This is a genomic window from Streptomyces sp. NPDC090127 (genome assembly GCF_044746945.1).
GTDB lineage: Bacteria > Actinomycetota > Actinomycetes > Streptomycetales > Streptomycetaceae > Streptomyces.
Map to the genome: position 1 here is coordinate 1 of NZ_JBIVDE010000004.1, position 22700 is coordinate 22700.

Genomic DNA, 22700 nt, shown 5'->3' on the forward strand with positions numbered 1-22700 from the left:
GCACGCTGTTGAGTTCTCAAGGAACGGACGCTTCCTTCGTACTCACCCTCTCGGGCTTTCCTCCGGGCTTTTCCCTTCGGTCTTTCGTGTTTCCAACCTTACCAGATCCTTTTCCGCTCCGTTTCCGGTTCGGATTTTGTTTCCGGTGGCCTGTTGGCGGCCTTTGCCTTTCGGCTGCCTTTCGGCGTGGTCACTACTTTAGCCGAATTCCCCGGCGACTCATAATCGAGCCATTCGGAACAGTTTTCGGCATGCCGAATACCGCACCCGTTGGGGTTCGTCGTAGGTAGTGGATGGCCGCTCCGGGGTGCTTGAACAAGCACGTCCCGTTTCAAGCGGCTCGCCTACGTTAGGCGTCCGATGCACCCGAGTCAAGTCGGGTCAAGACCGCCTCTTGCGCGGGGTGTGAGCGCGGTACGGGCTGACCGTCGGGTCCTCGTCGATCCAGAAGCGCCACGGGTGAGGGGCGCCCTCACCGCCCACTCCCGTGCGCGGGCCGTTGCGTACCTGGTCAGCTCGGGGTGGGGTGCCGGTGAGTACGTACAGAGGGGAGTCGGGGCCGGCGCAGGTGTCCGTGCCGTTGAGGGACAGGGCCACGTCGAGGGCGGTCGCCAGGCGGGCCGGGCCTTTGGCCAGTTCCGCGTCGTAGCGGGCCGAGAGTCGACGGGGGCGGGCCTGCTCCGCGCCGGTCAGGATCTGGCCCGCACGCAGCAGGACTCCGCTTGCCTGGCCCTCGGGACCGCACACCAGGTTGAGGCAGTGCCACATGCCGTAGGTGAAGTAGACGTACGCGTGTCCGGGCGGGCCGAACATCACCGCGTTGCGGGCGGTGCGACCGCGGAAGGCGTGCGAGCCGGGGTCGATCGCCCCGGCGTACGCCTCGACCTCCGTGAGGCGTAGTTCGATGCTCCCCGTCGTGGAGGTCCGTACCAGGGTGCGGCCCAGGAGATCGGGGGCGACCTCCAGGACGGGCCGGTCGAAGAAGGATCGCGGGAGCGGCGTTCGGTCGGGGCTCTCGGTCATGGCGTCCGAGCGTACTGGGGTCCTGGCGGGGAAGGCGGGGGGAACCGGCTACGGTCGTCGCGCGTATGTAGAGGTCAAGGCCAAGCAGTCCGAGAGGGAGAGTTCATGGGATTCAAGAAGCTGCTCGCGAGCCTGGGTGCCGGTGGTGCGTCGGTGGAGACGGTGCTCACCGAGGAGAACGTGGTCCCCGGTGGTGTCGTGCAGGGCGAGGTGCGGATCCAGGGTGGTTCGGTCGATCAGCAGATCGAGGGACTCTCCGTCGGGCTGCAGGCGCGGGTCGAGGTCGAGGGTGGCGAGCAGGAGACGAAGCAGGACATCGAGTTCGTGAAGGTCCGCCTCGGCGGTGCCTTCACGGTGCAGGCCGGGGCGGTGCACGTCGTGCCCTTCGGCCTGGAGATCCCCTGGGAGACGCCGGTCACGGCCATCGCGGGTCAGCAGCTGCGCGGCATGAACATCGGGGTGACGACCGAGCTGGAGATCGCCCGGGCCGTGGACTCCGGTGACCTGGACCCGATCAACGTGCACCCGCTGCCGGCGCAGCAGGCGATCCTTGACGCCTTCATCCAGCTGGGCTTCCGCTTCAAGAACGCGGACATGGAGCGCGGGCACATCCGTGGGACCCGGCAGAAGCTGCCGTTCTACCAGGAGATCGAGTTCTTCCCGCCGCAGCAGTACCGCGGTCTCAACCAGGTCGAGATCAGCTTCGTCGCGGACGACCGTGAGATGGACGTCGTCCTGGAGATGGACAAGAAGCCGGGGCTCTTCAGCGAGGGCAGCGACTCGTTCCGTTCGTTCAAGGTCGGGCTGAACAGCTATCAGTCGACCGACTGGGCGGCATACCTCAACCAGTGGCTCGCCGACGTCGGTGGCAAGCGCAACTGGCTCTAGGCTCTGCCCGGTACAGCAGGTCAGGCGATACGGAGGTACAGACGTGGCCGAGGGGAAGAGGGCGCCGCTCCCTCACGACTTCCACCCGCCGGTTCCGGCGTTCACCGTGGTGAGCGACGACATCGTGCCGGGCGGTGTGCTGAAGGGCGCGCAGGTGCAGTCGGAGGGGAACACCTCGCCGCAGCTGAGCTGGGAGGGGTTCCCGGCGGAGACGAAGAGCTTCGCCGTGACCTGCTTCGATCCGGACGCGCCGACGGGCAGCGGGTTCTGGCACTGGGTTCTGTTCGACATCCCGGCGTCGGTGACCGCGCTGCCGGCGGGCGCGGGTTCGGGGTCGTTCGAGGGGCTGCCGGCCGGTGCCGTGCACGTCCGTAACGACTACGGCTCACGGGACTTCGGCGGTGCCGCTCCGCCGCCCGGCGACGGTTCGCACCGGTATGTCTTCACCGTGTACGCCGTGGACCGGGAGAAGCTCGGTCCGGACGCCGACGTCTCGCCCGCGGTGATCGGTTTCCAGCTACGGTTCCACGCGCTGGCGCGCGCCCAGCTGATCGGGGAGTACGAGATTCCCGCGTAGCTCGGCTGAGCGTTCGTTTGTTGTTTGCCCGCTTCTGGTCTTGGAGAGATCAGAAGCGGGCATCTTTCGTTGCACGGATATTGCGTTGTCCAACCCGGCGCGCCCGGCCACAGTTGATCCGAGCCCGGAGCTCCGCAACGGGGCCGGGCCGGCACACGGGAGGTGGGCACCATGCGGGACACGCTGGTTCTGAACGCGAGCTTCGAGCCGCTGTCGACGGTCACACTCAACCGTGCGGTGGTGCTTGTCCTGCAGGACAAGGCCGTCGTCGAGCAGGAGCATCCGGAGCTGCGGATGCGGGGTGCCGCCGTCGACATCCCCGTACCTCGGGTCATCAGGCTCTGCCGCTACGTCCGGGTGCCGTTCCGAAGACAGGCTCCGTGGTCGAGGCGGGGTGTGCTGGTCAGGGACCAACACCGGTGCGCGTACTGCGGGCGGAGGGCGACGACCGTGGACCACGTGGTGCCGCGTGCGCAGGGTGGTGGGGACAGTTGGCTGAACACGGTGGCGTCCTGCGCCGAGGACAACCACCGCAAAGCGGACAGGACGCCGGAGCAGGCGGGGATGCCGCTGCTGCACGAGCCGTTCGTACCGACTCCGGCGGACGCGATGCTGCTGGCGATGCGGGCCGGTGAGCGGTCCGAGCTGCCGACGTGGTTGGCCAGTTCGGCGGCTTAGTCCCGTATGCCCGTGTTGATGTGCGTATGTTGGTGTGTGTCGGCCCGCTCCGTCGTGAGGGAGCGGGCCGTTGTCGTCAGCGGAGCAGGAGTTGCACGATGGCGACCGTGCCGATGGCGACGATGACGCCGCGCAGGACCGGGGGCGGGAGACGGCGGCCGACCTTGGCGCCGATCTGGCCGCCGATGGCGGAGCCGACGGCGATGAGGACGACGGCGGTCCAGTCGAACTCGGCGACGAAGAGGAAGAAGAGCGCCGCGATGCTGTTGACGATCGCGGCGAGGACGTTCTTGACGGCGTTGAGGCGCTGGAGGCTGTCCGCCAGGAGCATGCCCATGAGGGCGAGGTAGATGATCCCCTGGGCGGCGGTGAAGTAGCCGCCGTAGACGCTGGCGAGGAGCAGCCCGGTCATCAGGAGCGGGCCGCCGTCGGGGTCGCTCTCCTTGCCCTCGCGTGCGCGGCGGGCCTGGACGGCCTTGGAGAGCCGCGGCTGGAGGATGACCAGGAGCAGGGCCAGGGCGACGAGGACGGGGACGATGGTCTCGAACGCGCGGGCCGGGAGCATCAGCAGGAGGATGGCTCCGCCGAGTCCGCCGATCGCGGCGACGGCGCCGAGGCGCAGGATGCGGCGCCGCTGGCCCTTGAGTTCCGCGCGGTAGCCGATGGCTCCGCTGATGGAGCCGGGGATGAGGCCGAGGGCGTTGGAGACGGTGGCGGTGACCGGAGGGAGTCCGGTGAGGAGGAGGACCGGGAACGTGATGAGCGTTCCCGATCCGACGATGGTGTTGATGGTGCCGGCTCCGATGCCGGCCGCGAAGACTGCCAGTACTTCCCAGATGGACAACGCCATCTCCTTACAGGATCAGTGGCTCGCCTCCCCGCCCTGACGTCCGCCGGGGTCGAGGGGCTCGCACCGATCATGCACGATTACGTGTACGTGTCAGTCAACCGGGGGCTGCTCGCGGCGCTCCCCGCCGGTGTTGAAGCCCGGTGCTCCGCCGCCGAGGTTGCCGAAGGCTCCGGAGAGGCCCTTGAGCGCGTCGCCGATCTCGCTGGGCACGATCCAGAGCTTGTTCGCGTCGCCCTCGGCGATCTTCGGCAGCATCTGGAGGTACTGGTACGAGAGGAGCTTCTGGTCCGGGTCGCCGGCGTGGATGGCCTCGAAGACCGTGCGGACGGCCTGGGCCTCACCCTCGGCACGCAGGGCGGCGGCCTTGGCCTCGCCTTCGGCGCGCAGGATCGCGGACTGCTTCTCGCCCTCGGCGGTGAGGATCTGCGACTGGCGGATGCCCTCGGCGGTGAGGATCGCCGCGCGCTTGTCGCGGTCGGCACGCATCTGCTTCTCCATCGAGTCCTGGATGGAGGTCGGCGGCTCGATGGCCTTGAGCTCGACGCGGTTGACGCGGATGCCCCACTTGCCGGTGGCCTCGTCGAGGACGCCGCGCAGGGCCGCGTTGATCTCCTCGCGGGAGGTGAGGGTCCGCTCCAGGTCCATGCCGCCGATGATGTTGCGCAGGGTGGTGACGGTGAGCTGCTCGATGGCCTGGATGTAGCTGGCGACCTCGTAGGTCGCGGCCCGGGCGTCGGTCACCTGGTAGTAGATGACGGTGTCGATGTTGACGACCAGGTTGTCCTGGGTGATCACCGGCTGGGGCGGGAAGGGGACGACCTGTTCGCGGAGGTCGATCCGGTTGCGGATGGAGTCGATGAATGGGACGACGATGTTCAGGCCGGCGTTCAGCGTGCGGGTGTAGCGGCCGAACCGCTCGACGATCGCGGCGCTCGCCTGTGGGATGACCTGGATCGTCTTGATCAGGGCGATGAAGACAAGCACCACCAGAATGATCAGGACGATGATGATGGCTGACATCGTGTTCCCTGTGCCCTTCGCTGCCGGTTCGCTGGCGGGTGTGCCGGATGTGCCGGGTTGATCTGATGATCGAGTTTCCCAGAACGCGGGCCGTCGTGGGGGGCGTTCGGCCAACCGGCCCGATGGTCACATGACCACGGCGGTCGCCCCGTCGATCTCGACGACGTCGACCTGGTCTCCCGGTGCGAAGCTCTGGCCGGCGTCGAGCGTGCGGGCCGACCAGACCTCGCCCGCGAGCTTGATGCGGCCGCCGCTGCCGTCGACCCGTTCCAGGACGACGGCCTGACGGCCCTTCAACGCGTCGATGCCGGTGGCGTGTTGGGGTGGTCCGTTGCGGTGCTTGGCCGCGATGGGGCGGACCACCGCGAGCAGCGCGACGGAGACGACCACGAAGACGACCACCTGCGCGACGACGCCGAAGTCGAGAGCGGCGGTGACGGCGCCCGCGACCGCGCCGACGGAGAACATGCCGAACTCGGGCATCGCGGTGAGAACGAGCGGAATGCCCAGTCCCACGGCGCCGATCAACCACCAGACCCATGCGTCGATGTCCACGTGGTCATGGTAGGGGCGGTGGGGTGGAGTCGGACAGGGCGCGGAGCTGTGCGGTCTCGGCGCCCGTCCGTCACTTCAGCGGCAGGCCCTGCGCGGTGTAGCGGTCGCCGTTGCGCTCGACGAGGAGCGGGAGACCGAAGCAGAGGGAGAGGTTGCGGGAGGTGAGCTCGGTCTCCATCGGGCCGGCGGCGAGCACCTTGCCCTGACGGATCATCAGGACGTGGGTGAAGCCGGGGGCGATCTCCTCGACGTGGTGCGTGACCATGATCATGGAGGGGGCGTACGGGTCGCGGGCGAGCCGGCCGAGTCGGCGGACGAGGTCCTCGCGACCGCCGAGGTCGAGACCGGCGGCGGGCTCGTCGAGGAGGAGGAGCTCGGGGTCGGTCATCATCGCGCGGGCGATGAGGGTGCGCTTGCGCTCGCCCTCGGAGAGGGTGCCGAACCTGCGGTCCAGGTACTCCGTCATGCCGAGGCGGTCGAGGAAGGCGCGGGCGCGCTGCTCGTCGACGTCGTCGTAGTCCTCGTGCCAGGTGGCGGTCATGCCGTACGCGGCGGTGAGGACGGTCTGGAGGACGGTCTGGCGCTTGGGGAGCTTCTCCGCCATCGCGATGCCGGCCATGCCGATGCGCGGGCGGAGGTCGAAGACGTCGACCTTGCCGAGCTGCTCGTCGAGGATCTTGGCCGAGCCGGTGGTCGGGAAGAGGTAGCTGGAGGCGATGTTGAGGAGGGTGGTCTTGCCGGCGCCGTTGGGGCCGAGGATGACCCAACGCTCGCCCTCCTTGACCGACCAGGAGACATCGTCCACCAGAGCCCGTCCGTCGCGGACCACGGATACGTCCACCAGCTCCAGTACATCGCTCATGAGCGCGTTGTCTCCCCTTGCGGTCGAGTCGTGTCGTCGCCTTGCGCCGGTGGGCGCGGCGTCCAGGGAAAACCTACGCCACTGCCGGAGCGGGCCGGTCCTTAGGTCCGGATACTTCCCTGGAACGGCGCGGGCAGCCCCCGGGGCGCCCCTACGCTGGGGGGCATGCTTTCGGAACCACGCTCAGGACGGCTGGCCGCTTGGGGCAATGCCCTGTTGGCCGGATCGGTGTCGCCGGACGACGCGGCGCTGGCCATCGTCGGGGACGACGCGGTGCACCGGGTGGTGGGGCTGCCGGGCGAGGCGGGGCCGGTCGGTCTGACGCTGGCGCTGGGGCGGCTGCGGCGGCTCGGAGTGACCGGGTGGCGGGTCGCGCTGCCGGCGCCGGGGCATCCGCTGGGGCTGAGCGGGCCGCCGGACTTCAACGCGCGGGCGCTGGAGGCCGAGGAGGCGGTGGTCGGCTTCGGCGCGCCGTACGGCCTGGTGCCGGAGGTCACGGAGGCGGGTCCCCCGGGGGACGTGCACGTGGACGTGGTCTGGCGGTGCCTGACGGTGCGGGAGGCGCCCCCGGCGGACGTGCCGTCGCTCGGCGAGGCGGAGCGGGAGCTGGCGGAGGCGCTGCGGGATGCGACGGCGGTGCTGACGAAGCTGGACGTGGCGGCTTCGGGCCCGATGGCGGAGGCGGCGCGGGACGCGTACCGGGCGCGGGCGGAGGTGGGCCGCGAGGTGCTGGCCCCGGGCTATCCGGCGCGGGCGGTACGGGTGCTGGAGCTGGCCCAGCGGATCGGGCTGCTGATCGACCTGGCGTACGACCACGGCCACGGGGGCGCCGTGAGCGCCTCGGAGATGGCGGCGCGGGGGGCGGCGTTGCGGCCGGTGGAGCGGGTGGCCCGGCGGGCGCAGGTGGCGGCGTACAACGCGTACGTGGAGGAGCTGGAACGGGAGCGGTGAGGGGGCCGGGTGGGGGGTCCGGCGTGTGGGGGCCGTAGGGAGCTCGCCGTCGGGCGGGCCCGGTGGGCGGGGACAGCCTGTCGCGGTATCGGTTGGGGGCAGGCCGGTGGGCGGGGATGTGGACAGCTCGCCGCCGTGCGGGCATGACACCGCCCGATGGGCAGGGACAGCCTGTCGTCGTGCGGATAGCGGATATGGGACAGCCCGGCCGCCGGGGTCGTCCGGGGCCGGGCTGATCGGTGGGGCGTCAGTGGTTGACGGCACCGTTGGCGAAGGCCGGGTTGAGCAGGCCGATCACGTTGACCGTGTTGCCCGAGACGTTCACCGGGACGTGCACCGGGACCTGCACCAGGTTGCCGGACGCGACGCCCGGGGAGTTGAGGGCCTTGCCCTGCGCGTCCGCGCCGTGGGCGGAGGCGACACCCGCACCCGCGGCGACGATGCCACCGGCGACCATGGTGAGGGCAGCGGCCTTCTTCAGGTTCTTCACTTCAGGATCCTCCTGGTATTCGCTGCGGCCGGCCGCCGCAGCACGCCATGAAGAACGCCCCCACGCCCGGTGGGTTGCGCCGAACGGGGGACATACACCCGACGGTATGAAGATGAGAACGGAGGTGCCCCTTCCGTCACATCCGTCTCACAGGGTCAGGCCGTGCCGCACCGCCCACAGCGCCGCCTGCGTACGGTCCGCCAGGTCGAGCTTCATCAGGATGTTCGAGACGTGCGTCTTGACCGTCTTCTCCGAGAGGACGAGCGCCCGGGCGATCTCCCGGTTCGACCGGCCGTCGGCGATCAGGCCGAGCACCTCCTGCTCGCGCTCCGTGAGCGTCGTCCCGCGCCCCGTCCCGCCGTGGCCCTCCTCCTGGGAGAGCAGTGCCGTCGCGACCTCGGGCTGGAGCAGCACATGGCCCGCGTGGACGGAGCGGATGGCGCCGGCCAGGGCCTCCGGGTCCACGTCCTTGTAGACGTAGCCCGAGGCGCCGGCGCGCAGGGCGGGGACGACCGTGCGTTGCTCGGTGAAGCTGGTGACGATCAGGACCTTCGCCGGGTTCGCCAGCTCGCGCAGCTTCCGCAGCGCCTCGATGCCGTCCATGCCCGGCATCTTGACGTCCATCAGCACCACGTCGGGCCGCAGCTCCTCCGCCCGTGCGACGCCCTCGGCGCCGTCGGAGGCCTCCCCCACGACCTCTATGTCGCCCTGGACCTCCAGGAAGGTCCGCAGGCCGCGCCGGACCACCTGGTGGTCGTCCACCAGCAGCACGCGGATGGCCTTCCTTTCACCCGCCCCCGCCCTGGTGTCGAAGCGCTCCGCGCTGCCCTTCTCCTTCTCAGCCACCGGGAACCTCCATCTCGATCGTGGTGCCTTCGCCCGGCTCCGACGTCACGGTGAGGGCGCCGCCGACGCCACCCGCGCGGTCCCGCATGGAGACCAGGCCGAGGTGCCGGCCCGCCCGGCGGACCGTACGGGGGTCGAACCCCTTGCCGTCGTCGGTGACGGTGAGCAGCGCGCCCTGGCCGTGGCGGACCAGGGAGACGGCGACCCGCTTCGGCTCCGCGTGCCGCAGCGCGTTGTGCAGGGCCTCCTGTGCGACCCGGAGCATGGCCTCCTCCTGGGCGGCGGGCAGGGCGCGCACCCCGGAGCTGTCGAACGTGACCCGGGCGGTGTGGGCCCGGTCCAGGACCTGGATCTGCGTACGGAGGGTGTGGACGAGGCCGTCCTCGTCCAGCGCGGCGGGGCGCAGCTCGACGACGGCGGCGCGCAGCTCGTCCGCCGCCTCGGCGGCGAGCACGGCGACCTGCTGGAGCTCGCCCTTGGCGCGGGCCGGGTCGCGGTCGACGAGGGCGGCGGCGGCCTGGGCGGTGAGCCGGAGCGAGAAGAGCTTCTGGCTGACCGCGTCGTGCAGCTCGTGCGCGAGCCGGGAGCGCTCCTCGGCGATGGTGAGCTCGCGGCTGCGTTCGTAGAGCCGGGCGTTGGTCAGGGCGATGGCGGCGTGCTGGGCGAGGATCGACAGCAGCTCCTCGTCCTCCTGGGTGAAGCCGCAGCCTCCCCCAGACTCCGTCCGGGGGGACCCCGACGGCTTGGGGCAGCGCTTGTTGGCGAGGAAGAGGGCGCCGATGGTCTCCTCGCCGTCCTGGATGGGCAGGCCGAGGAAGTCGGACATGTCCGGGTGGGCGGACGGCCAGCCCTCGAAGCGGGGGTCCTCGCGGACGTCGGCGAGACGCTCGGGCTCGGCCTTGTGGAGCATGGCCGCGAGGATGCCGTGCTGGCGCGGCAGCGGGCCGATCGCCCGCCACTGCTCGTCACTGACACCGTCGACGACGAACTGCGCGAAGCCACCGTGGTCGTCCGGGACGCCCAGCGCCGCGTACTCCGCGTCGAGCAGCTCCCGGGCGGAGGCCACGATCGTCTTGAGGACGTCGCGCACCTCCAGATGGCGGCTCATCGCCAGCAGCGCGGTGCTCACGGCGGCGAGACCGGAGCGTGGTCGGTGACTCATGAATTCACCGTACCGGTGGGCTGTGACAGTCCGTATCCGCCTGGGGACGGCGGTCGCCTAGGTCCACCGGACTAGGCCGAAGTGCCGTGTGCGGTCCGGGCCCGCGGACGAGGCGGCGGGCGGGGCGGCGGCCGGAGGCTGGAGCCATCGGTACGAGAGGGGATGGACGTCATGGCTGTCGCGATCATCACGGGGGCGTCGAAGGGGCTGGGCCGCGCGCTGGCCGGGGCGCTGGCCGAGCGGGGCTGGGACCTGGTGCTCGACGCACGGTCGCCGCACGCGCTCCGGGAGAGCGCCGAGGCGGCACGCGCGCGTGGAGGGCGGGTCGTGGCGCTGGCCGGGGACGTGACGGACGCGGCGCACCGCGGGGAGCTGGTGGCGGCCGCGCGGGAGCTGGGCGGTCTCGACCTGCTGGTGAGCAACGCGAGCGCGCTGGGGGCCGAGCCGCTGGTGCGTCTTGAGGCGCTGCCGCCGGACGGCCTGCGGGCGGCCCTGGAGACGAACGTGGTGGCCGCCCTGGGTCTCGTACAGGAGGGGTTGCCGCTGCTCCGGGAGAGCGGGGCGGGGACGGTCGTCGCGGTGAGTTCCGACGCGGCGGTGGAGGCGTACGAGACGTGGGGCGGTTACGGGGCGTCGAAGGCGGCGCTCGACCAGCTGGTGGCGGTGCTGGCGGTGGAGGAGCCGGGGCTGCGGGTGTGGGCGGTGGATCCGGGTGACATGGCGACGGATCTCTACGCGGCGGCCGTGCCGGACGACGGCGGTGCGCGGCCGGCGCCGGAGTCGGTGGTGCCGGGGTTCCTCGCGCTGCTGGACCGCAGGCCGGCCAGCGGGCGGTACACGGCACCGGATCTGGTGGAGCCGGATCCGGCGGGTGCGCGGCCGGTGCGGGCGGAGGGGGTCCGATGAGCGTGCTGGAGAGTCTCGGGGTGCCCGCGGAGCTGTCGGCGCGGGTCCCGGCCGAGCAGCGGGGGCCGGGTCGTGGGCGGGACGACGTACGACTCATGGTGTCGCGCGGGACGGAGGTGTCGCACCACGCCTTCCGGTCGCTGCCGGGGCTGCTGCGGGCCGGGGACGTGCTGGTGGTGAACACGAGCACGACGCTGCCCGCGGCGGTGACCGGGCGGTGGGGCGCGGAGGGCGGCGGGGCGCCGGTCGTCGTGCACTTCTCGACGCGCGGGGCGGACGGCCGCTGGGCGGTCGAGGTGCGGGAGCCGGACGGTGGGGGAAGCACCCGGCCGCGGCCGGGCGGTCCGGCGGGGTCGGTGGTCCGGCTGCCGGGAGGGGCCGGTCTCGTCCTGACGGATCCGCTGCTGCCGGGGACGGCGCGGCTCTGGTGGGCGCGGGTGGACACGCCCGTACCGGCGCTGCTGGCGCGGTACGGGCGGCCGATCCGGTACGGGTACACGGAGCGGGACCAGCCGCTCTCCGTGTACCAGACGGTCTTCGCCCTGCCCTCCCGCGACGGCGCCGGGTCGGCGGAGATGCCGAGCGCAGGCCGCCCCTTCACGGCGCGGCTGGTGACGGAGCTGGTGAGCCGGGGGGTCCAGTTCGCGCCGCTCACGTTGCACACGGGGGTGGCGTCGGCCGAGGCCCACGAGCCGCCGTACCCGGAGCGGTACGAGGTGTCGGCGGCGACGGCGCGGCTGGTGAACGCGGCGCGGGCGGGCGGGGGCCGGGTGATCGCCGTGGGGACGACGGCCGTCCGGGCGCTGGAGTCGGCGGCGGACCCCGCGGGCGTGGTGCGGGCGGCGGCGGGGTGGACGGACCTGGTGGTGACCCCGGCGCGGGGCGTGCGGGCGGTGGACGGGCTGCTGACCGGGCTGCACGAGCCGCAGGCCTCGCATCTGCTGATGCTGGAGGCGATCGCGGGACGGCCGGCCCTGCACCGGGCCTACACCGCGGCGGTGGGCGAGCTCTACCTCTGGCACGAGTTCGGGGACGTCCATCTCGTCCTGCCGGAGGAGAACACTCACTGAGCGCATTGCGCGAGCAACGCCCGGTGAGTTCGTTACGTGCCCGATGTGAGCCCGGGCATAGGACTCAGGTCACTTACGAAGGCTGCTAGTTGTCCGTTTTCGGCAGATCAGGGCCGTATAAGTGGGCCTCATGGGGGTTTTGGTGCGCTATGCACGAGACCCTGATCCACTACCCGAGGTCGTACGTCACACCTTTGCCACAGCATTTTGCTGCCGCTAAGAATTGCATCCGTCGCCGCCGAGCAGGCGCAGCGCCGCCCCCGGCCTGAGCGACCCCCTGCTATTCGAAGAGGTAGTCCTGCATGTCCGCGAACACTCCTGGCCACTATCGCCTGAAGAAGACGCACAAGGCTTCCCTTGCCGGTGTCGCCGCCCTTGGCGCCGTCGCCCTCGGTGTCACCCTGGTCCCCGGCAACGCCGCCGCTGAGACCGAGCCCCAGGCCCTGAACAACACCCAGCAGGTCGCGCTCGCCTACGACGCGAACAGCCCGCAGGCCAAGGCCCTGCACTCCAGCCTGACCGAGCAGCAGAACGCGATCGGTCTGAAGGCCAAGGCCGACGCCGAGGCCGCTGCCGCCGCCAAGGCGAAGGCTGTCGCGAAGGCCCAGGCCGACGCCAAGGCCAAGGCCGCCGCGAAGGCGCAGGCCGAGGCGAAGGCCAAGGCCGCCGCGAAGGCGCGTGCCGAGGCGAAGGCGGCCGCGAGCCGTGCCGCCGCCCGCACCCCCGTCTTCGCGAACAACCTGGACGGCTGGATCCGGGAAGCGCTGTTCATCATGGACAAGCACAACATCCCGGGCACGTACAACGGCCTGCACAAGAACATCATGCGTGAGTCCAGCGGTAACCCGCGGGCCATCAACAACTGGGACATCAACGCCATCAACGGCGTCCCGTCGAAGGGCCTGCTGCAGGTCATCTACCCGACCTTCAAGGCCTACCACATCCCCGGCACCAAGTTCGACCAGTACGACCCGGTCGCCAACCTCGTCGCCGCCGCCAACTACGCGGCCGACCGTTACGGCTCGATCGACAACGTCAACAGCGCCTACTGAGCCTGTCGACGACCGACGCCGAAGGGCGGCACCCCGTGCGGGTGCCGCCCTCCGGGCGTCTCGTGGGCCGTGCGGTTACTTGCGCATGACCTCGGGCTCGTGGCGGCGCAGCAGCCGCGCCACGACGAAGGCGCAGACGACGCCGATGAGCACCAGGACCGTGAGGTTGAAGCCCCACTGGCCGACCGTGTGGTCCCACAGCGGGTCCAGGTTGGTCGGGTCCTTCTGGTCCCACGGCGGCATCAGGTGGGCCAGGTCCAGGGTCGAGCCCGCCGCGGCGATCGCCCACCGCGAAGGCATGAGCCAGGCGAACTGCTCCAGGCCGGGCGATCCGTACACCTGGAAGAGGATGCCGGTGAACACGACCTGGACGATCGCGAACATCACGAGCAGCGGCATGGTCTTCTCCGCCGTCTTCACCAGCGAGGAGATGACCAGGCCGAACATCATCGAGGTGAAGCCGAGCGCGATGATCGTGACGCAGAGCTCGACGGCCGGAGGCATGACCAGGCCCTCTTCCGGCAGCTCGCGGGTGGCGAAGCCGATGCCGCAGATGATCACGCCCTGGAGGGCGGTGATCAGGCCGAGGACGATGACCTTGGACATCAGGTACGCCGAGCGGGACAGGCCGGTGGCCCGCTCCCGTTCGTAGATGACCCGCTCCTTGATCAGCTCTCGTACGGAGTTGGCGGCGCCGCTGAAGCACATGCCGACCGCGAGGATCAGCATGATCGTGCCGGCGTCCCCGTTGAAGCGGGAGGGCGGCGTGGGCTTGCCGAGACCGAAGTCGGCGGGGATGACGACCGAGACCGCGCCGAGGACGGCCGGCAGGATCACCATCAGGCCCATGAAGCCCTTGTCGGAGGCGATCACCGAGGAGTAGCGGCGGATCAGGGTCCACAGCTGCGAGCCCCAGCCCTGGGGCTTGGGCGGCCTGGCCATCGCCTGCTGTGGCATCTGGACGGGCTGCGCGGCGACGGCGTCGATGTCCGCGGCGTACATCTGGTAGTGCTGCGAGCCCTTCCAGCGGCCCGCCCAGTCGTAGTCGCGGTAGTTCTCGAAGGCGGAGAAGACGTCGGCCCAGGTGCTGTAGCCGAAGAAGTTCAGCGCTTCCTCCGGCGGGCCGAAGTAGGCCACGGAGCCGCCGGGTGCCATCACGAGCAGCTTGTCGCAGAGGCCGAGCTCGGCCACCGAGTGCGTGACGACGAGGACCGTACGCCCGTCGTCGGCGAGGCCGCGGAGCAGCTGCATCACGTCGCGGTCCATGCCCGGGTCGAGTCCGGAGGTCGGCTCGTCCAGGAAGATCAGCGACGGCTTGGTGAGGAGCTCCAGGGCGACGGAGACGCGCTTGCGCTGGCCACCGGAGAGGGAGGTGACCTTCTTCTCCTTGTGGATGTCGAGCTTGAGCTCGCGCAGCACCTCGTCGATGCGGGCCTCGCGCTCGGCCTCGGCGGTGTCGCCGGGGAAGCGGAGCTTGGCGGCGTAGCGCAGCGCCTTCTGGACGGTCAGCTCCTTGTGCAGGATGTCGTCCTGCGGGACCAGACCGATGCGCTGGCGCAGCTCGGCGAACTGCTTGTAGAGGCTCCGGTTGTCGTAGAGGACGTCGCCCTCGTTGGCCGGACGGTAGCCGGTGAGCGCCTTGAGCAGGGTCGACTTGCCGGAGCCGGAGGGGCCGATGACGCCGATCAGCGACTTCTCGGGGACGCCGAAGGTGACGTCCTTGAGGATCTGCTTGCCGCCGTCGACCGTGACGGTGAGGTGGCGGGCCGAGAAGGAGACCTCACCGGTGTCGACGAACTCCTCGAGCTGGCCGCCGACCATACGGAAGGTCGAGTGACCGACACCGACGATGTCGTTGGGGCCGATGAGGACGGAGCCGCCCTTGGTGATCGGCTGACCGTTGACGTACGTGCCGTTGTGGGAGCCGAGGTCGCGGATCTCGAAGCGGCCGTCGGGCGTCGCGTGGAACTCGGCGTGGTTGCGCGAGACCTGGAGGTCGGAGACGACCAGTTCGTTCTCGAGCGCACGGCCGATGCGCATGACGTGGCCGAGGGCGAGCTGGTGGAACGTGGTGGGGCTGCGGTCGCCGTAGACCGGTGGCGCCCCCGCGGCGCCGCCTCCCTGGGCGGGGACCTTCTGCGCCAACTGCTCGGCGGGGCCGCCGCCCTGCTGGTGCGGGAGGTGGGACTGCGGCGGCTGCGGGGCCTGCTGCTGCCAGCCCTGCTGGTGGGGCTGCTGCGGCGGGGCTTGGTGCTGCTGGTGCTGCGGCGGGGCTTGGTGCTGCTGGTGCTGCGGCGGGGCTTGGTGCTGCTGGTGCTGCGGCGGGGCCTGGTGCGCGGCCCAGTCCGCCTGGGCGGCGTGGGCCGGCTGCTGCGGGGCTGCCTGCTGCGGGGCTGCCGCCTGTGCGGGGGCCTGCTGCTGCGCGGCGGCGGCAGCGGCGAGATTCAGCCGCGGGCCGTCGGTCGCGTTGCCGAGGTGCACCGCGGAACCGGGGCCGATCTCCATCTGGTGGATCCGCTGCCCCCGGACGAAGGTGCCGTTGGTCGAGCCGTGGTCCTCGATGACCCAACTCCGGCCGCCCCAGCTGATGGTGGCGTGACGCCACGAGACCCTGGCGTCGTCGATCACCAGGTCGCCCTGTGGATCACGCCCCAGGGTGTACGACCTGGACGGATCGAGCGTCCAGGTCCTTCCGTTCAATTCCAGTACGAGTTCTGGCACTCCATGCCCCACTATTTGTCCCCCGATGTACCCCCGTCGACGGGGGTCTAGGGATGGCGAACATCGGGGGGAACTATTTCAGGCCGGGCCCGTACTCCGAAAGTCGGGCGGTGTGAAGACCCGGCAGAGGGTCCCGCCCGCCGTCGGCCGGGTGTCCGCCACGCGGGACGGGGTGACTGGTGGCACGCCGTGCCCGATACGGTGGAAGCACCATGAGCGCATCGCAGACCTCAGACGTTCCCACCCTTCTCGTCAAGATCTTCGGGAAGGACCGTCCCGGGATCACCGCCGGACTCTTCGACACCCTCGCCGCCTACTCCGTCGACGTCGTGGACATCGAGCAGGTCGTCTCCCGCGGCCGACTCGTCCTGTGCGCGCTCGTCACCGAGCCGACCGTCGCCTCCCAGGGAGAGCTGCGGGCGACCGTCCACAGCTGGGCGGAGTCGCTGAAGCTCCAGGCCGAGATCATCTCCGGCACCGGTGACAACCGTCCGCGTGGCGTCGGGCGCTCGCACGTCACCGTTCTCGGGCACCCGCTGACCGCCGAGCAGACCGCCGCCATAACGGCCAGGATCGCCGAGACCGGCGGCAACATCGACCGTATCTTTCGGCTGGCGAAGTACCCGGTGACGGCCGTCGAGTTCGCCGTCTCCGGGTGCGAGACCGAGCCGCTGCGGACGGCGCTGGCCACCCAGGCGCACGGCATCGGGGTGGACGTGGCCGTCGTCTCGGCCGGGCTGCACCGCCGCGCGCAGCGGCTGGTGGTCATGGACGTGGACTCCACGCTCATCCAGGACGAGGTGATCGAGCTCTTCGCCGCGCACGCGGGATGCGAGGAGGAGGTCGCCGAGGTGACGGCCGCCGCGATGCGCGGGGAGCTGGACTTCGAGCAGTCCCTGCACGCGCGCGTGGCGCTGCTCGCCGGGCTCGACGTCTCGGTGGTGGACAAGGTCCGGGCCGAGGTACGGATGACGCCCGGCGCGCGCACCCTGATCCGTACGCTCAAGCGGCTCGGCTACCAGGTCGGTGTGGTGTCGGGCGGCTTCACCCAGGTCACGGACGATCTGAAGGAGCGGCTGGGGCTCGACTTCGCCTCGGCCAACACGCTCGAGGTCGTGGACGGGAAGCTGACCGGGCGGGTCACCGGCGAGATCGTGGACCGGGCGGGCAAGGCGAGGCTGCTGCGCCGGTTCGCGGCGGAGGCGGGCGTGCCGCTCTCCCAGACCGTGGCGATCGGCGACGGCGCGAACGACCTGGACATGCTGAACGCGGCGGGGCTCGGGGTGGCCTTCAACGCCAAGCCGGTGGTGCGGCAGGCCGCCCACACCGCGGTGAACGTCCCGTTCCTCGACACCGTGCTGTACCTCCTGGGGATCACCCGCGAAGAGGTCGAGGCGGCGGACGGCGACGAGGACCTGCTGCACTGAGTGCCGCTCGCTCGTACCGTCGCGGCGACGGTGTACGGCGAGGGCTGAGCGCTGGGTTCTACGGCAGGGGCGTTACGGAGGCAGCTCACGGCGCGGGCGTGCGGCAGGAACTCGCGGCGGGGGGCTCCCGGCAGGAACTCGCGGCGGGAGCCCCCGGCAGGAGCTCGCGGCGGGGGCTCCCGGCAGGAGCTCGCGGCAGGAGGCCCGGTCACCGGAGGGTGCCCGGGCCTTCCGGCGCGTTGGCGGGGGTTCGCGGAGCGAGGGGTCAGTCGTGCGGCGCCCAGTAGTCGACGAGGGTGCCGGCGCCGTGCTCCAAGGACTTCCAGGAACCGTCGAAGGAGAGGACCGAGAAGGCGGCGGTAGGGAAGCCGCCCCGGTTCATCCGGGTCAGCGCGTCGCCCTCGGCCGAGCCCGCGAGGGCGTCGGAGAGCGCGTGCATGCCCGGGTTGTGGCCGATGACGACGACGGACCGCACCTCGTCGGGGACCTCGTTGAGCAGCGCGATCAGCTCGCCGAGCGAGGCTTCGTAGAGCCGCTCCTCGTACACGGTCCTGGGGCGGTGCGGCAGCTCGTGCACGGCCAGTTTCCAGGTCTCCCGCGTTCTGGCGGCGGTCGAGCAGAGGGCCAGATCGAAGGCGATCCCGGTGTCGGCCAGCTTGCGGCCGGCCACGGGGGCGTCCGTGCGGCCGCGCTCGGCGAGCGGTCGCTCGTGGTCGGACACCTGGGGCCAGTCGGCCTTGGCATGCCGGAGCAGCACGATCCTGCGGGGTTCGGGGGGTCCGGGGGGTGTCTCCCCGGAATTCGCTGCGACGCTCATGGGCTCCAGCTTCCCATGAAACGGGCCGCCGGGCGCAGGGTGTTGGGCCGGGCGCGGGCGGGCGGGGTCAGCGGGGCAGCGACTGCTGGATCTGCTCCAGGAGCCGGCCGACCGTGGGGTCGCCGGGACCGGCCGGGGGCCCGCCGGGTCCCGCTATGAGCAGGAAGAGGGCGACGAACGCGGCCACCGGCAGGACCAGCGCCCACCAGGGAAGGCGGGTGTCGACGCCGCCGACGGACGGGGACGGGGTCCGGGTGTGCGTACGGGCCGACATGGCCGCCTCCGGGGGTCGGGACGACGTCCGCAGGCGGGTGACTGCGGCGATGTCCTCACGCTACGGAGCGACGGGCGCCGGGCCCATCCGGTGATCCACCTACTTCACCCTGACACTCACCCCCTAGGGGATGGAGGGGTTAACCCCACCACGAGCCGGGCAGTCGGGCGATCACGGTGAGGCGATCGTGGCGATGACGGCGATCACGACCGAGATTCCGAGCATCGCGCCGAGCACGAGCAGGAGCTTCTTCTGGCCGTTCTGGGGATTCGGGTCGAGCACTGGCATGGGGACAGTCTCGCATCTCAGCATTCGTCCTCGACGGTCCGGGCCCGTCCGGCGAGGGTGCCGATGATCATCTGCGGGATCATGAGACCCGCCATCAGCGCGATGGGCAGTCCCCAGCCGCCGCTGTGCTGGTACAGGACGCCGACCAGGAGCGGGCCGGGGATGGAGATGAGGTAGCCGACGCTCTGCGCGAAGGCGGAGAGCCGGACGACGCCGGCGCCGGTGCGGGAGCGCAGCCCGATCATGGTGAGCGCGAGCGGGAAGGCGCAGTTGGAGACGCCGAGGAGCAGCGCCCAGGCCCAGGCACCGCCGGCCGGGGCGAGGTAGAGGCCGCTGTAGCCGACGAGGCCGCAGAGGCCCAGGGCGATGACGATCGGCCCCTGGGTCCTGAGCCGGGTCGCGAGGCCGGGGATGACGAAGGCGAGCGGGACGCCCATGACCATCGTGACGGCGAGCAGCACACCGGCCGTGCCGGCGGGGACGCCGGCGTCGCGGAAGATCTGCGGCATCCAGCCCATGGTGATGTACGCGCCGGTGGCCTGGAGGCCGAAGAAGGCGCCGAGGGCCCACGCGGTGCGGCTGCGGGTGATCCGGAGCGGGGCGCTCGCGGAGTCCGGGGCGGCGGTCCGCGCCGGCGGGGCAGCGTCGGCCGCCGTCGCCGCGGTCCCGCGGTCGCGGACGAGCGGGATCCACGGCAGGACCGCCAGGGCGGCGAGGGCGGCCCAGACGCCGAGCCCGGTGCGCCAACTGCCACCGAGCGCCTCGGTCATGGGCACGGTCGCGGCGGCGGCCAGGGAGGTGCCGAGGGCGAGCGCCATCGAGTAGAGCCCGGTCATGGTGCCCACGCGGCCGGGGAAGTACCGCTTGACGATGACGGGCATGAGGACGTTGCTGACGGCGATGCCCATCAGGGCGAGGGCGCTGGCGGCGAGGAACCCGGCGGTGCCGGAGGCGAAGGGGCGGATCGCGAGACCCGCGAAGATCGCCGCCATGCCGGCGCAGACGACGGCGGAGGGGCCGAAGCGGCGGGCGAGGCGGGGGGCCGTGATGCCGAAGATCGCGAAGCAGAGCGGGGGCACGGAGGTGAGGACGCCTGCCACGCTGCCGCTCATGTGGAGCCCGTCGCGGACCTCTTCGAGGAGGGAGCCGAGGCTGGTGATGGCGGGGCGGAGGTTGATCGCGGCGAGGACGAGGCCGACGACGACGAGCCGGGTCACCCACAGGGCCGGCCGGTCCGGTGCGGGAGAATCCGCGGTGGTGGCGGCCGTGCCGGAGGCGGAAGTACGGGCCGGGGGCGCGGCGGGGTGGAGGGTCTTCGGCTCGTCATGCATGGCGCCATCATAGAATCATGGGATGATTGGTTGTCCAATCCGGAACCAATCAGGAACGAAAGGGAAGGTGCTCCATGGCGCTCGGCTCTCCCCGGCGTTCCGGGCTCTCCGATCAGGTGATCACCGAGCTCCGGAACCAGATCACCTCCGGCGAATGGCCGGTCGGCACGCGGATCCCGACCGAACCGGAACTGGTCGAGCAGCTGGGCGTGGCCCGCAACACCGTGCGCGAGGCCGTACGGGCGCTCGCCCACAACGGCCTGCTGGACATCCGGCAGGGCTCGGGGACCTACGTGGTCGCGACCAGCGAGCTGGCCGGGGTCATGCACCGCCGGTTCGCCGACTCCGACCCCCGGCACATCGCGGAGCTGCGCTCCACGCTGGAGTCCTCGGCGGCCGGGCTCGCGGCGCACCGGCGCACCGACCGTGACCTGAAGCAGCTGGACGCCCTGCTGGCGGGGCGCGAGGAGGCCTGGTCCTCGGGCGACGCCGAGCGGTTCGTGATGGCGGACGGCGCCTTCCACCACGGAGTGGTGGTCGCCTCGCACAACGAGGTGCTGACGGAGCTCTACGCCGACCTCGGCCATGTGCTCCGGCAGTGGCTGCGCGACGACGTGGGCCAGGAGCTGCGGCCGGAACACCACATGGACCACGCGCGCCTGGTGGAGGCGATCCGGTCGGGGGACGCGGAGACGGCGGCGGCGGAGGCGGCCGGCTATCCGTTCATGTGCCTCAGGGACCTGGGGCCGGTGACGGGGGCCCTTCGACCGGCTGGTGCGTGAGCCAGGCGGAGCGGACCTCCTTCCAGCAGCGGCCGGTGAGCTCGGCGTAGGCGGTCGGGCCGACGTCGACGGGAGCGCTGTCGGTGTCCACGTCCCACCAGCGCGCGCACTCGACGTGCAGCCGGACGCTGTCGGTCGTGGGGAACGGGTTCTGGCAGTGGGCGGTGACGCGGGAGCCCTCGACGACCGTGCGGCAGGAGGCCCCGAAGTTCTCGTCGTCCCGGGTCACCGGCGCCGGCGACTCCTCCGCCGGGGCGGGCGCGGCACGTACCTCCGCGGCGACGGCGAACCCGGCGAGGAGTGCGGCGGCCGAGGCGAGAGCCGCGGCCCTGCGATGCGGCACGCGCATGCCCGTACCTCCTCCCCGTCAGCAGCCGGACGTCACGCTCTGCCCAGTCTGGGGTGGTTCGCGGTACTTTTCGACTCGGGCGCCGGGCCATGGGTACGACGAAGGCCGGGCGCCCCCTGACAGGGGCGACCCGGCCTTTCGTACCGCCGTACGGGTGAGTGCTTACGCGCCGATCGCGTGCAGGCCGCCGTCGACGTGGACGATCTCGCCCGTCGTCTTCGGGAACCAGTCGGACAGCAGTGCGACGACGCCACGGCCGGTCGGCTCCGGGTCGGCGAGGTCCCACGCGAGCGGGGAACGGGTGTCCCAGACGGAGGCCAGGTCGGAGAAGCCGGGGATCGACTTCGCGGCCATCGAACCGAGCGGGCCCGCCGAGATCAGGTTGCAGCGGATGTTCCGCTTGCCCAGGTCACGCGCCATGTAGCGGTTGGTGGCCTCCAGGGCGGCCTTGGCCGGGCCCATCCAGTCGTACTGCGGCCAGGCGAACTGCGCGTCGAAGGTGAGGCCGACGACCGAGCCGCCCTCGTTCATCAGCGGCAGCAGCGCCATCGTCAGGGACTTCAGCGAGAAGGCCGAGATGTGCATGGCGGTGGCCACGGACTCGAACGGCGTGTTCAGGAAGTTGCCGCCGAGCGCGTCCTGCGGGGCGAAGCCGATGGAGTGGACGATGCCGTCCAGCCGGTCACCGAGGTGCTCGCGGACCTGGCCCTCCAGACGCGCGAGGTGCTCGTCGTTGGAGACGTCCAGCTCCAGGACCTTGACCTTGCCGGGCTCGGGCAGCTTCTTGGCGATGCGCTCGGTCAGCGTCGGACGCGGCCACGCGGTGAGGATGATCTCCGCGCCCTGCTCCTGGGCCAGCTTCGCGGTGTGGAAGGCGATGGAGGACTCCATCAGCACACCGGTGATCAGGATGCGCTTGCCTTCGAGGATTCCGCTCATGTGATCAGTGACCCATGCCCAATCCGCCGTCAACCGGGATGACGGCTCCAGTGATGTACGAGGCGTCGTCGGAGGCGAGGAACTTCACCGCTGCGGCGATCTCACCGGGCTGCGCGTAGCGGCCCAGCGGCACCTGGGACACGATGCCCGCGCGCTGCTCCTCGGTCAGCACCGCGGTCATGTCGGTGTCGACGAAACCGGGGGCGACGACATTGAACGTGATGTTGCGCGAGCCCAGCTCACGGGCCAGGGAGCGCGCGAAGCCGACCAGGCCGGCCTTGGAGGCGGCGTAGTTCGCCTGCCCCGCCGAGCCGAGGAGACCGACGACCGAGGAGATCAGGACGACGCGGCCCTTCTTGGCCCGCAGCATGCCGCGGTTGGCACGCTTGACGACCCGGAAGGTGCCGGTCAGGTTGGTGTCGAGGACGGTGGTGAAGTCCTCCTCGCTCATGCGCATCAGGAGCTGGTCCTTGGTGACCCCGGCGTTCGCCACCAGGACCTCCACCGGGCCGTGCTTCTCCTCGATCTCCTTGTACGCCTGCTCCACCTGCTCGCCGTCGGTGATGTCGCACCTGACGGCGAGGACGCCCAACTCGGTGAGGGCGGCCGGTGGCTCACCGGACCGGTACGTGATCGCGACCTTGTCGCCGGCCTCGGCGAACGCGCGGGCGATGGCGAGGCCGATGCCCCGGTTGCCTCCGGTGACGAGAACCGAGCGGCTCAACAGATCACCCTTTCGATCTTTCAACAACGGTCTGGATACCAAAAACCTATCGGTCCGCTCTCTGCCACGAAGGATCGCCCCCTGACAGTGGCGTACGAATGTCACTGTCGGGTCCCTA

Annotated in this window: 25 protein-coding genes; 9 read left to right on the forward strand and 16 right to left on the reverse strand. The window is 71.0% G+C overall.

Annotated features, from left to right (window positions below; translation table 11 throughout):
- Positions 1–381: 381 nt before the first annotated feature.
- Positions 382–1023 (reverse strand): DNA-3-methyladenine glycosylase, encoded by a 642-nt coding sequence (locus ACIPPS_RS15550; protein ID WP_401431471.1) that lies wholly within the window; start codon positions 1021–1023, stop codon positions 382–384.
- Positions 1024–1128: 105 nt separating this feature from the next.
- Between ACIPPS_RS15550 and ACIPPS_RS15555 the strand changes: the two genes are divergently transcribed.
- From ACIPPS_RS15555 to ACIPPS_RS15565, 3 genes are all read left to right on the forward strand, one after another.
- Positions 1129–1911: a sporulation protein gene (locus ACIPPS_RS15555; RefSeq protein WP_401431474.1), complete on the forward strand. Its 783-nt coding sequence runs from the start codon at positions 1129–1131 to the stop codon at positions 1909–1911.
- 43 nt (positions 1912–1954) lie between these two features.
- The gene (locus tag ACIPPS_RS15560) at positions 1955–2488 is read left to right on the forward strand and encodes a YbhB/YbcL family Raf kinase inhibitor-like protein (protein WP_401431477.1); all 534 of its coding nucleotides are present in this window, start codon (positions 1955–1957) and stop codon (positions 2486–2488) included.
- 171 nt (positions 2489–2659) lie between these two features.
- The gene (locus ACIPPS_RS15565; protein WP_401431479.1) at positions 2660–3166 is read left to right on the forward strand and encodes an HNH endonuclease; all 507 of its coding nucleotides are present in this window, start codon (positions 2660–2662) and stop codon (positions 3164–3166) included.
- Positions 3167–3242: 76 nt separating this feature from the next.
- On the opposite strand, the gene ACIPPS_RS15570 is transcribed toward ACIPPS_RS15565, so the two are convergent.
- The 4 genes from ACIPPS_RS15570 to ACIPPS_RS15585 form a co-directional block, all read right to left on the reverse strand.
- On the reverse strand, positions 3243–4016 hold the full coding sequence (locus tag ACIPPS_RS15570) for a sulfite exporter TauE/SafE family protein (RefSeq protein ID WP_401431481.1): 774 nt from the start codon (positions 4014–4016) through the stop codon (positions 3243–3245).
- A 90-nt stretch (positions 4017–4106) separates the two neighbouring features.
- On the reverse strand, positions 4107–5036 hold the full coding sequence (locus tag ACIPPS_RS15575) for an SPFH domain-containing protein (protein WP_401431483.1): 930 nt from the start codon (positions 5034–5036) through the stop codon (positions 4107–4109).
- 126 nt (positions 5037–5162) lie between these two features.
- Positions 5163–5591, reverse strand: coding sequence for an NfeD family protein (locus ACIPPS_RS15580; RefSeq protein ID WP_401431486.1), 429 nt, complete (start codon positions 5589–5591; stop codon positions 5163–5165).
- 70 nt (positions 5592–5661) lie between these two features.
- Entirely contained in the window at positions 5662–6453 is a 792-nt protein-coding gene (locus ACIPPS_RS15585; protein ID WP_401431489.1) for an ABC transporter ATP-binding protein, read from the reverse strand.
- A 165-nt stretch (positions 6454–6618) separates the two neighbouring features.
- Between ACIPPS_RS15585 and ACIPPS_RS15590 the strand changes: the two genes are divergently transcribed.
- Positions 6619–7404 carry a hypothetical protein gene (locus ACIPPS_RS15590; RefSeq protein WP_401431492.1) on the forward strand — a complete coding sequence of 262 codons (786 nt, stop codon included), beginning with the start codon at positions 6619–6621 and terminating at the stop codon, positions 7402–7404.
- 247 nt (positions 7405–7651) lie between these two features.
- On the opposite strand, the gene ACIPPS_RS15595 is transcribed toward ACIPPS_RS15590, so the two are convergent.
- The 3 genes from ACIPPS_RS15595 to ACIPPS_RS15605 form a co-directional block, all read right to left on the reverse strand.
- A complete protein-coding gene (locus tag ACIPPS_RS15595; protein ID WP_401431495.1) occupies positions 7652–7894 on the reverse strand; it encodes a chaplin in 243 nt (80 codons plus the stop codon).
- A gap of 147 nt (positions 7895–8041) precedes the next feature.
- Positions 8042–8671 carry a response regulator gene (locus ACIPPS_RS15600; protein WP_401433061.1) on the reverse strand — a complete coding sequence of 210 codons (630 nt, stop codon included), beginning with the start codon at positions 8669–8671 and terminating at the stop codon, positions 8042–8044.
- A gap of 61 nt (positions 8672–8732) precedes the next feature.
- Complete coding sequence (locus ACIPPS_RS15605; RefSeq protein WP_401431497.1) at positions 8733–9902, reverse strand: GAF domain-containing protein; 1170 nt, start codon at positions 9900–9902, stop codon at positions 8733–8735.
- Positions 9903–10073: 171 nt separating this feature from the next.
- On the opposite strand from ACIPPS_RS15605, the gene ACIPPS_RS15610 reads away from it, so the two are divergent.
- From ACIPPS_RS15610 to ACIPPS_RS15620, 3 genes are all read left to right on the forward strand, one after another.
- Positions 10074–10808 (forward strand): SDR family NAD(P)-dependent oxidoreductase, encoded by a 735-nt coding sequence (locus tag ACIPPS_RS15610; protein WP_401431500.1) that lies wholly within the window; start codon positions 10074–10076, stop codon positions 10806–10808.
- Positions 10805–11878, forward strand: coding sequence for an S-adenosylmethionine:tRNA ribosyltransferase-isomerase (locus ACIPPS_RS15615; protein WP_401431503.1), 1074 nt, complete (start codon positions 10805–10807; stop codon positions 11876–11878). Before ACIPPS_RS15610 ends, ACIPPS_RS15615 begins: the two co-directional genes overlap by 4 nt.
- Before the next feature lie 302 nt (positions 11879–12180).
- Positions 12181–12930, forward strand: coding sequence for a transglycosylase SLT domain-containing protein (locus tag ACIPPS_RS15620; RefSeq protein WP_401431506.1), 750 nt, complete (start codon positions 12181–12183; stop codon positions 12928–12930).
- 75 nt (positions 12931–13005) lie between these two features.
- On the opposite strand, the gene ACIPPS_RS15625 is transcribed toward ACIPPS_RS15620, so the two are convergent.
- Complete coding sequence (locus ACIPPS_RS15625) at positions 13006–15663, reverse strand: FHA domain-containing protein (protein ID WP_401431508.1); 2658 nt, start codon at positions 15661–15663, stop codon at positions 13006–13008.
- A 200-nt stretch (positions 15664–15863) separates the two neighbouring features.
- Here ACIPPS_RS15625 and serB point away from each other — a divergent pair, with 200 nt between their 5' ends.
- On the forward strand, positions 15864–17078 hold the full coding sequence (gene serB / locus ACIPPS_RS15630; RefSeq protein WP_401431511.1) for a phosphoserine phosphatase SerB: 1215 nt from the start codon (positions 15864–15866) through the stop codon (positions 17076–17078).
- A gap of 265 nt (positions 17079–17343) precedes the next feature.
- On the opposite strand, the gene ACIPPS_RS15635 is transcribed toward serB, so the two are convergent.
- The 4 genes from ACIPPS_RS15635 to ACIPPS_RS15650 form a co-directional block, all read right to left on the reverse strand.
- A complete protein-coding gene (locus tag ACIPPS_RS15635; RefSeq protein ID WP_401431514.1) occupies positions 17344–17895 on the reverse strand; it encodes a SixA phosphatase family protein in 552 nt (183 codons plus the stop codon).
- 67 nt (positions 17896–17962) lie between these two features.
- Positions 17963–18169: a hypothetical protein gene (locus ACIPPS_RS15640; protein WP_401431517.1), complete on the reverse strand. Its 207-nt coding sequence runs from the start codon at positions 18167–18169 to the stop codon at positions 17963–17965.
- A 171-nt stretch (positions 18170–18340) separates the two neighbouring features.
- A complete protein-coding gene (locus ACIPPS_RS15645) occupies positions 18341–18457 on the reverse strand; it encodes an SGM_5486 family transporter-associated protein (RefSeq protein ID WP_261992078.1) in 117 nt (38 codons plus the stop codon).
- A gap of 17 nt (positions 18458–18474) precedes the next feature.
- Complete coding sequence (locus ACIPPS_RS15650; protein ID WP_401431519.1) at positions 18475–19788, reverse strand: CynX/NimT family MFS transporter; 1314 nt, start codon at positions 19786–19788, stop codon at positions 18475–18477.
- A gap of 74 nt (positions 19789–19862) precedes the next feature.
- On the opposite strand from ACIPPS_RS15650, the gene ACIPPS_RS15655 reads away from it, so the two are divergent.
- On the forward strand, positions 19863–20570 hold the full coding sequence (locus ACIPPS_RS15655) for a FadR/GntR family transcriptional regulator (protein ID WP_401431522.1): 708 nt from the start codon (positions 19863–19865) through the stop codon (positions 20568–20570).
- Here the strand turns inward: ACIPPS_RS15655 and ACIPPS_RS15660 are convergent.
- From ACIPPS_RS15660 to fabG, 3 genes are all read right to left on the reverse strand, one after another.
- Complete coding sequence (locus tag ACIPPS_RS15660; protein ID WP_401431525.1) at positions 20521–20919, reverse strand: hypothetical protein; 399 nt, start codon at positions 20917–20919, stop codon at positions 20521–20523. The two genes, ACIPPS_RS15655 and ACIPPS_RS15660, sit on opposite strands and share 50 nt — an antisense overlap.
- Before the next feature lie 162 nt (positions 20920–21081).
- Entirely contained in the window at positions 21082–21858 is a 777-nt protein-coding gene (gene fabI / locus ACIPPS_RS15665; protein WP_401431527.1) for an enoyl-ACP reductase FabI, read from the reverse strand.
- A gap of 4 nt (positions 21859–21862) precedes the next feature.
- Complete coding sequence (gene fabG, locus ACIPPS_RS15670) at positions 21863–22582, reverse strand: 3-oxoacyl-[acyl-carrier-protein] reductase (protein WP_401431530.1); 720 nt, start codon at positions 22580–22582, stop codon at positions 21863–21865.
- Positions 22583–22700: the final 118 nt, after the last annotated feature.

What these genes read in the sequence shown, in the direction of transcription:
- ACIPPS_RS15555 (WP_401431474.1), top strand. Translation starts at nt 1,129, where the DNA reads ATGGGATTCAAGAAGCTGCTCGCGAGCCTGGGTGCCGGTGGTGCGTCG.
- ACIPPS_RS15570 (WP_401431481.1), bottom strand. Translation starts at nt 4,016, where the DNA reads ATGGCGTTGTCCATCTGGGAAGTACTGGCAGTCTTCGCGGCCGGCATC.
- ACIPPS_RS15655 (WP_401431522.1), top strand. Translation starts at nt 19,863, where the DNA reads ATGGCGCTCGGCTCTCCCCGGCGTTCCGGGCTCTCCGATCAGGTGATC.
- ACIPPS_RS15615 (WP_401431503.1), top strand. Translation starts at nt 10,805, where the DNA reads ATGAGCGTGCTGGAGAGTCTCGGGGTGCCCGCGGAGCTGTCGGCGCGG.
- serB (WP_401431511.1), top strand. Translation starts at nt 15,864, where the DNA reads ATGAGCGCATCGCAGACCTCAGACGTTCCCACCCTTCTCGTCAAGATC.
- ACIPPS_RS15605 (WP_401431497.1), bottom strand. Translation starts at nt 9,902, where the DNA reads ATGAGTCACCGACCACGCTCCGGTCTCGCCGCCGTGAGCACCGCGCTG.
- ACIPPS_RS15575 (WP_401431483.1), bottom strand. Translation starts at nt 5,036, where the DNA reads ATGTCAGCCATCATCATCGTCCTGATCATTCTGGTGGTGCTTGTCTTC.
- ACIPPS_RS15585 (WP_401431489.1), bottom strand. Translation starts at nt 6,453, where the DNA reads ATGAGCGATGTACTGGAGCTGGTGGACGTATCCGTGGTCCGCGACGGA.
- ACIPPS_RS15590 (WP_401431492.1), top strand. Translation starts at nt 6,619, where the DNA reads ATGCTTTCGGAACCACGCTCAGGACGGCTGGCCGCTTGGGGCAATGCC.
- ACIPPS_RS15620 (WP_401431506.1), top strand. Translation starts at nt 12,181, where the DNA reads ATGTCCGCGAACACTCCTGGCCACTATCGCCTGAAGAAGACGCACAAG.
- ACIPPS_RS15660 (WP_401431525.1), bottom strand. Translation starts at nt 20,919, where the DNA reads ATGCGCGTGCCGCATCGCAGGGCCGCGGCTCTCGCCTCGGCCGCCGCA.
- ACIPPS_RS15635 (WP_401431514.1), bottom strand. Translation starts at nt 17,895, where the DNA reads ATGAGCGTCGCAGCGAATTCCGGGGAGACACCCCCCGGACCCCCCGAA.
- ACIPPS_RS15640 (WP_401431517.1), bottom strand. Translation starts at nt 18,169, where the DNA reads ATGTCGGCCCGTACGCACACCCGGACCCCGTCCCCGTCCGTCGGCGGC.
- ACIPPS_RS15650 (WP_401431519.1), bottom strand. Translation starts at nt 19,788, where the DNA reads ATGCATGACGAGCCGAAGACCCTCCACCCCGCCGCGCCCCCGGCCCGT.
- fabI (WP_401431527.1), bottom strand. Translation starts at nt 21,858, where the DNA reads ATGAGCGGAATCCTCGAAGGCAAGCGCATCCTGATCACCGGTGTGCTG.
- ACIPPS_RS15565 (WP_401431479.1), top strand. Translation starts at nt 2,660, where the DNA reads ATGCGGGACACGCTGGTTCTGAACGCGAGCTTCGAGCCGCTGTCGACG.
- ACIPPS_RS15645 (WP_261992078.1), bottom strand. Translation starts at nt 18,457, where the DNA reads ATGCCAGTGCTCGACCCGAATCCCCAGAACGGCCAGAAGAAGCTCCTG.
- ACIPPS_RS15610 (WP_401431500.1), top strand. Translation starts at nt 10,074, where the DNA reads ATGGCTGTCGCGATCATCACGGGGGCGTCGAAGGGGCTGGGCCGCGCG.
- ACIPPS_RS15550 (WP_401431471.1), bottom strand. Translation starts at nt 1,023, where the DNA reads ATGACCGAGAGCCCCGACCGAACGCCGCTCCCGCGATCCTTCTTCGAC.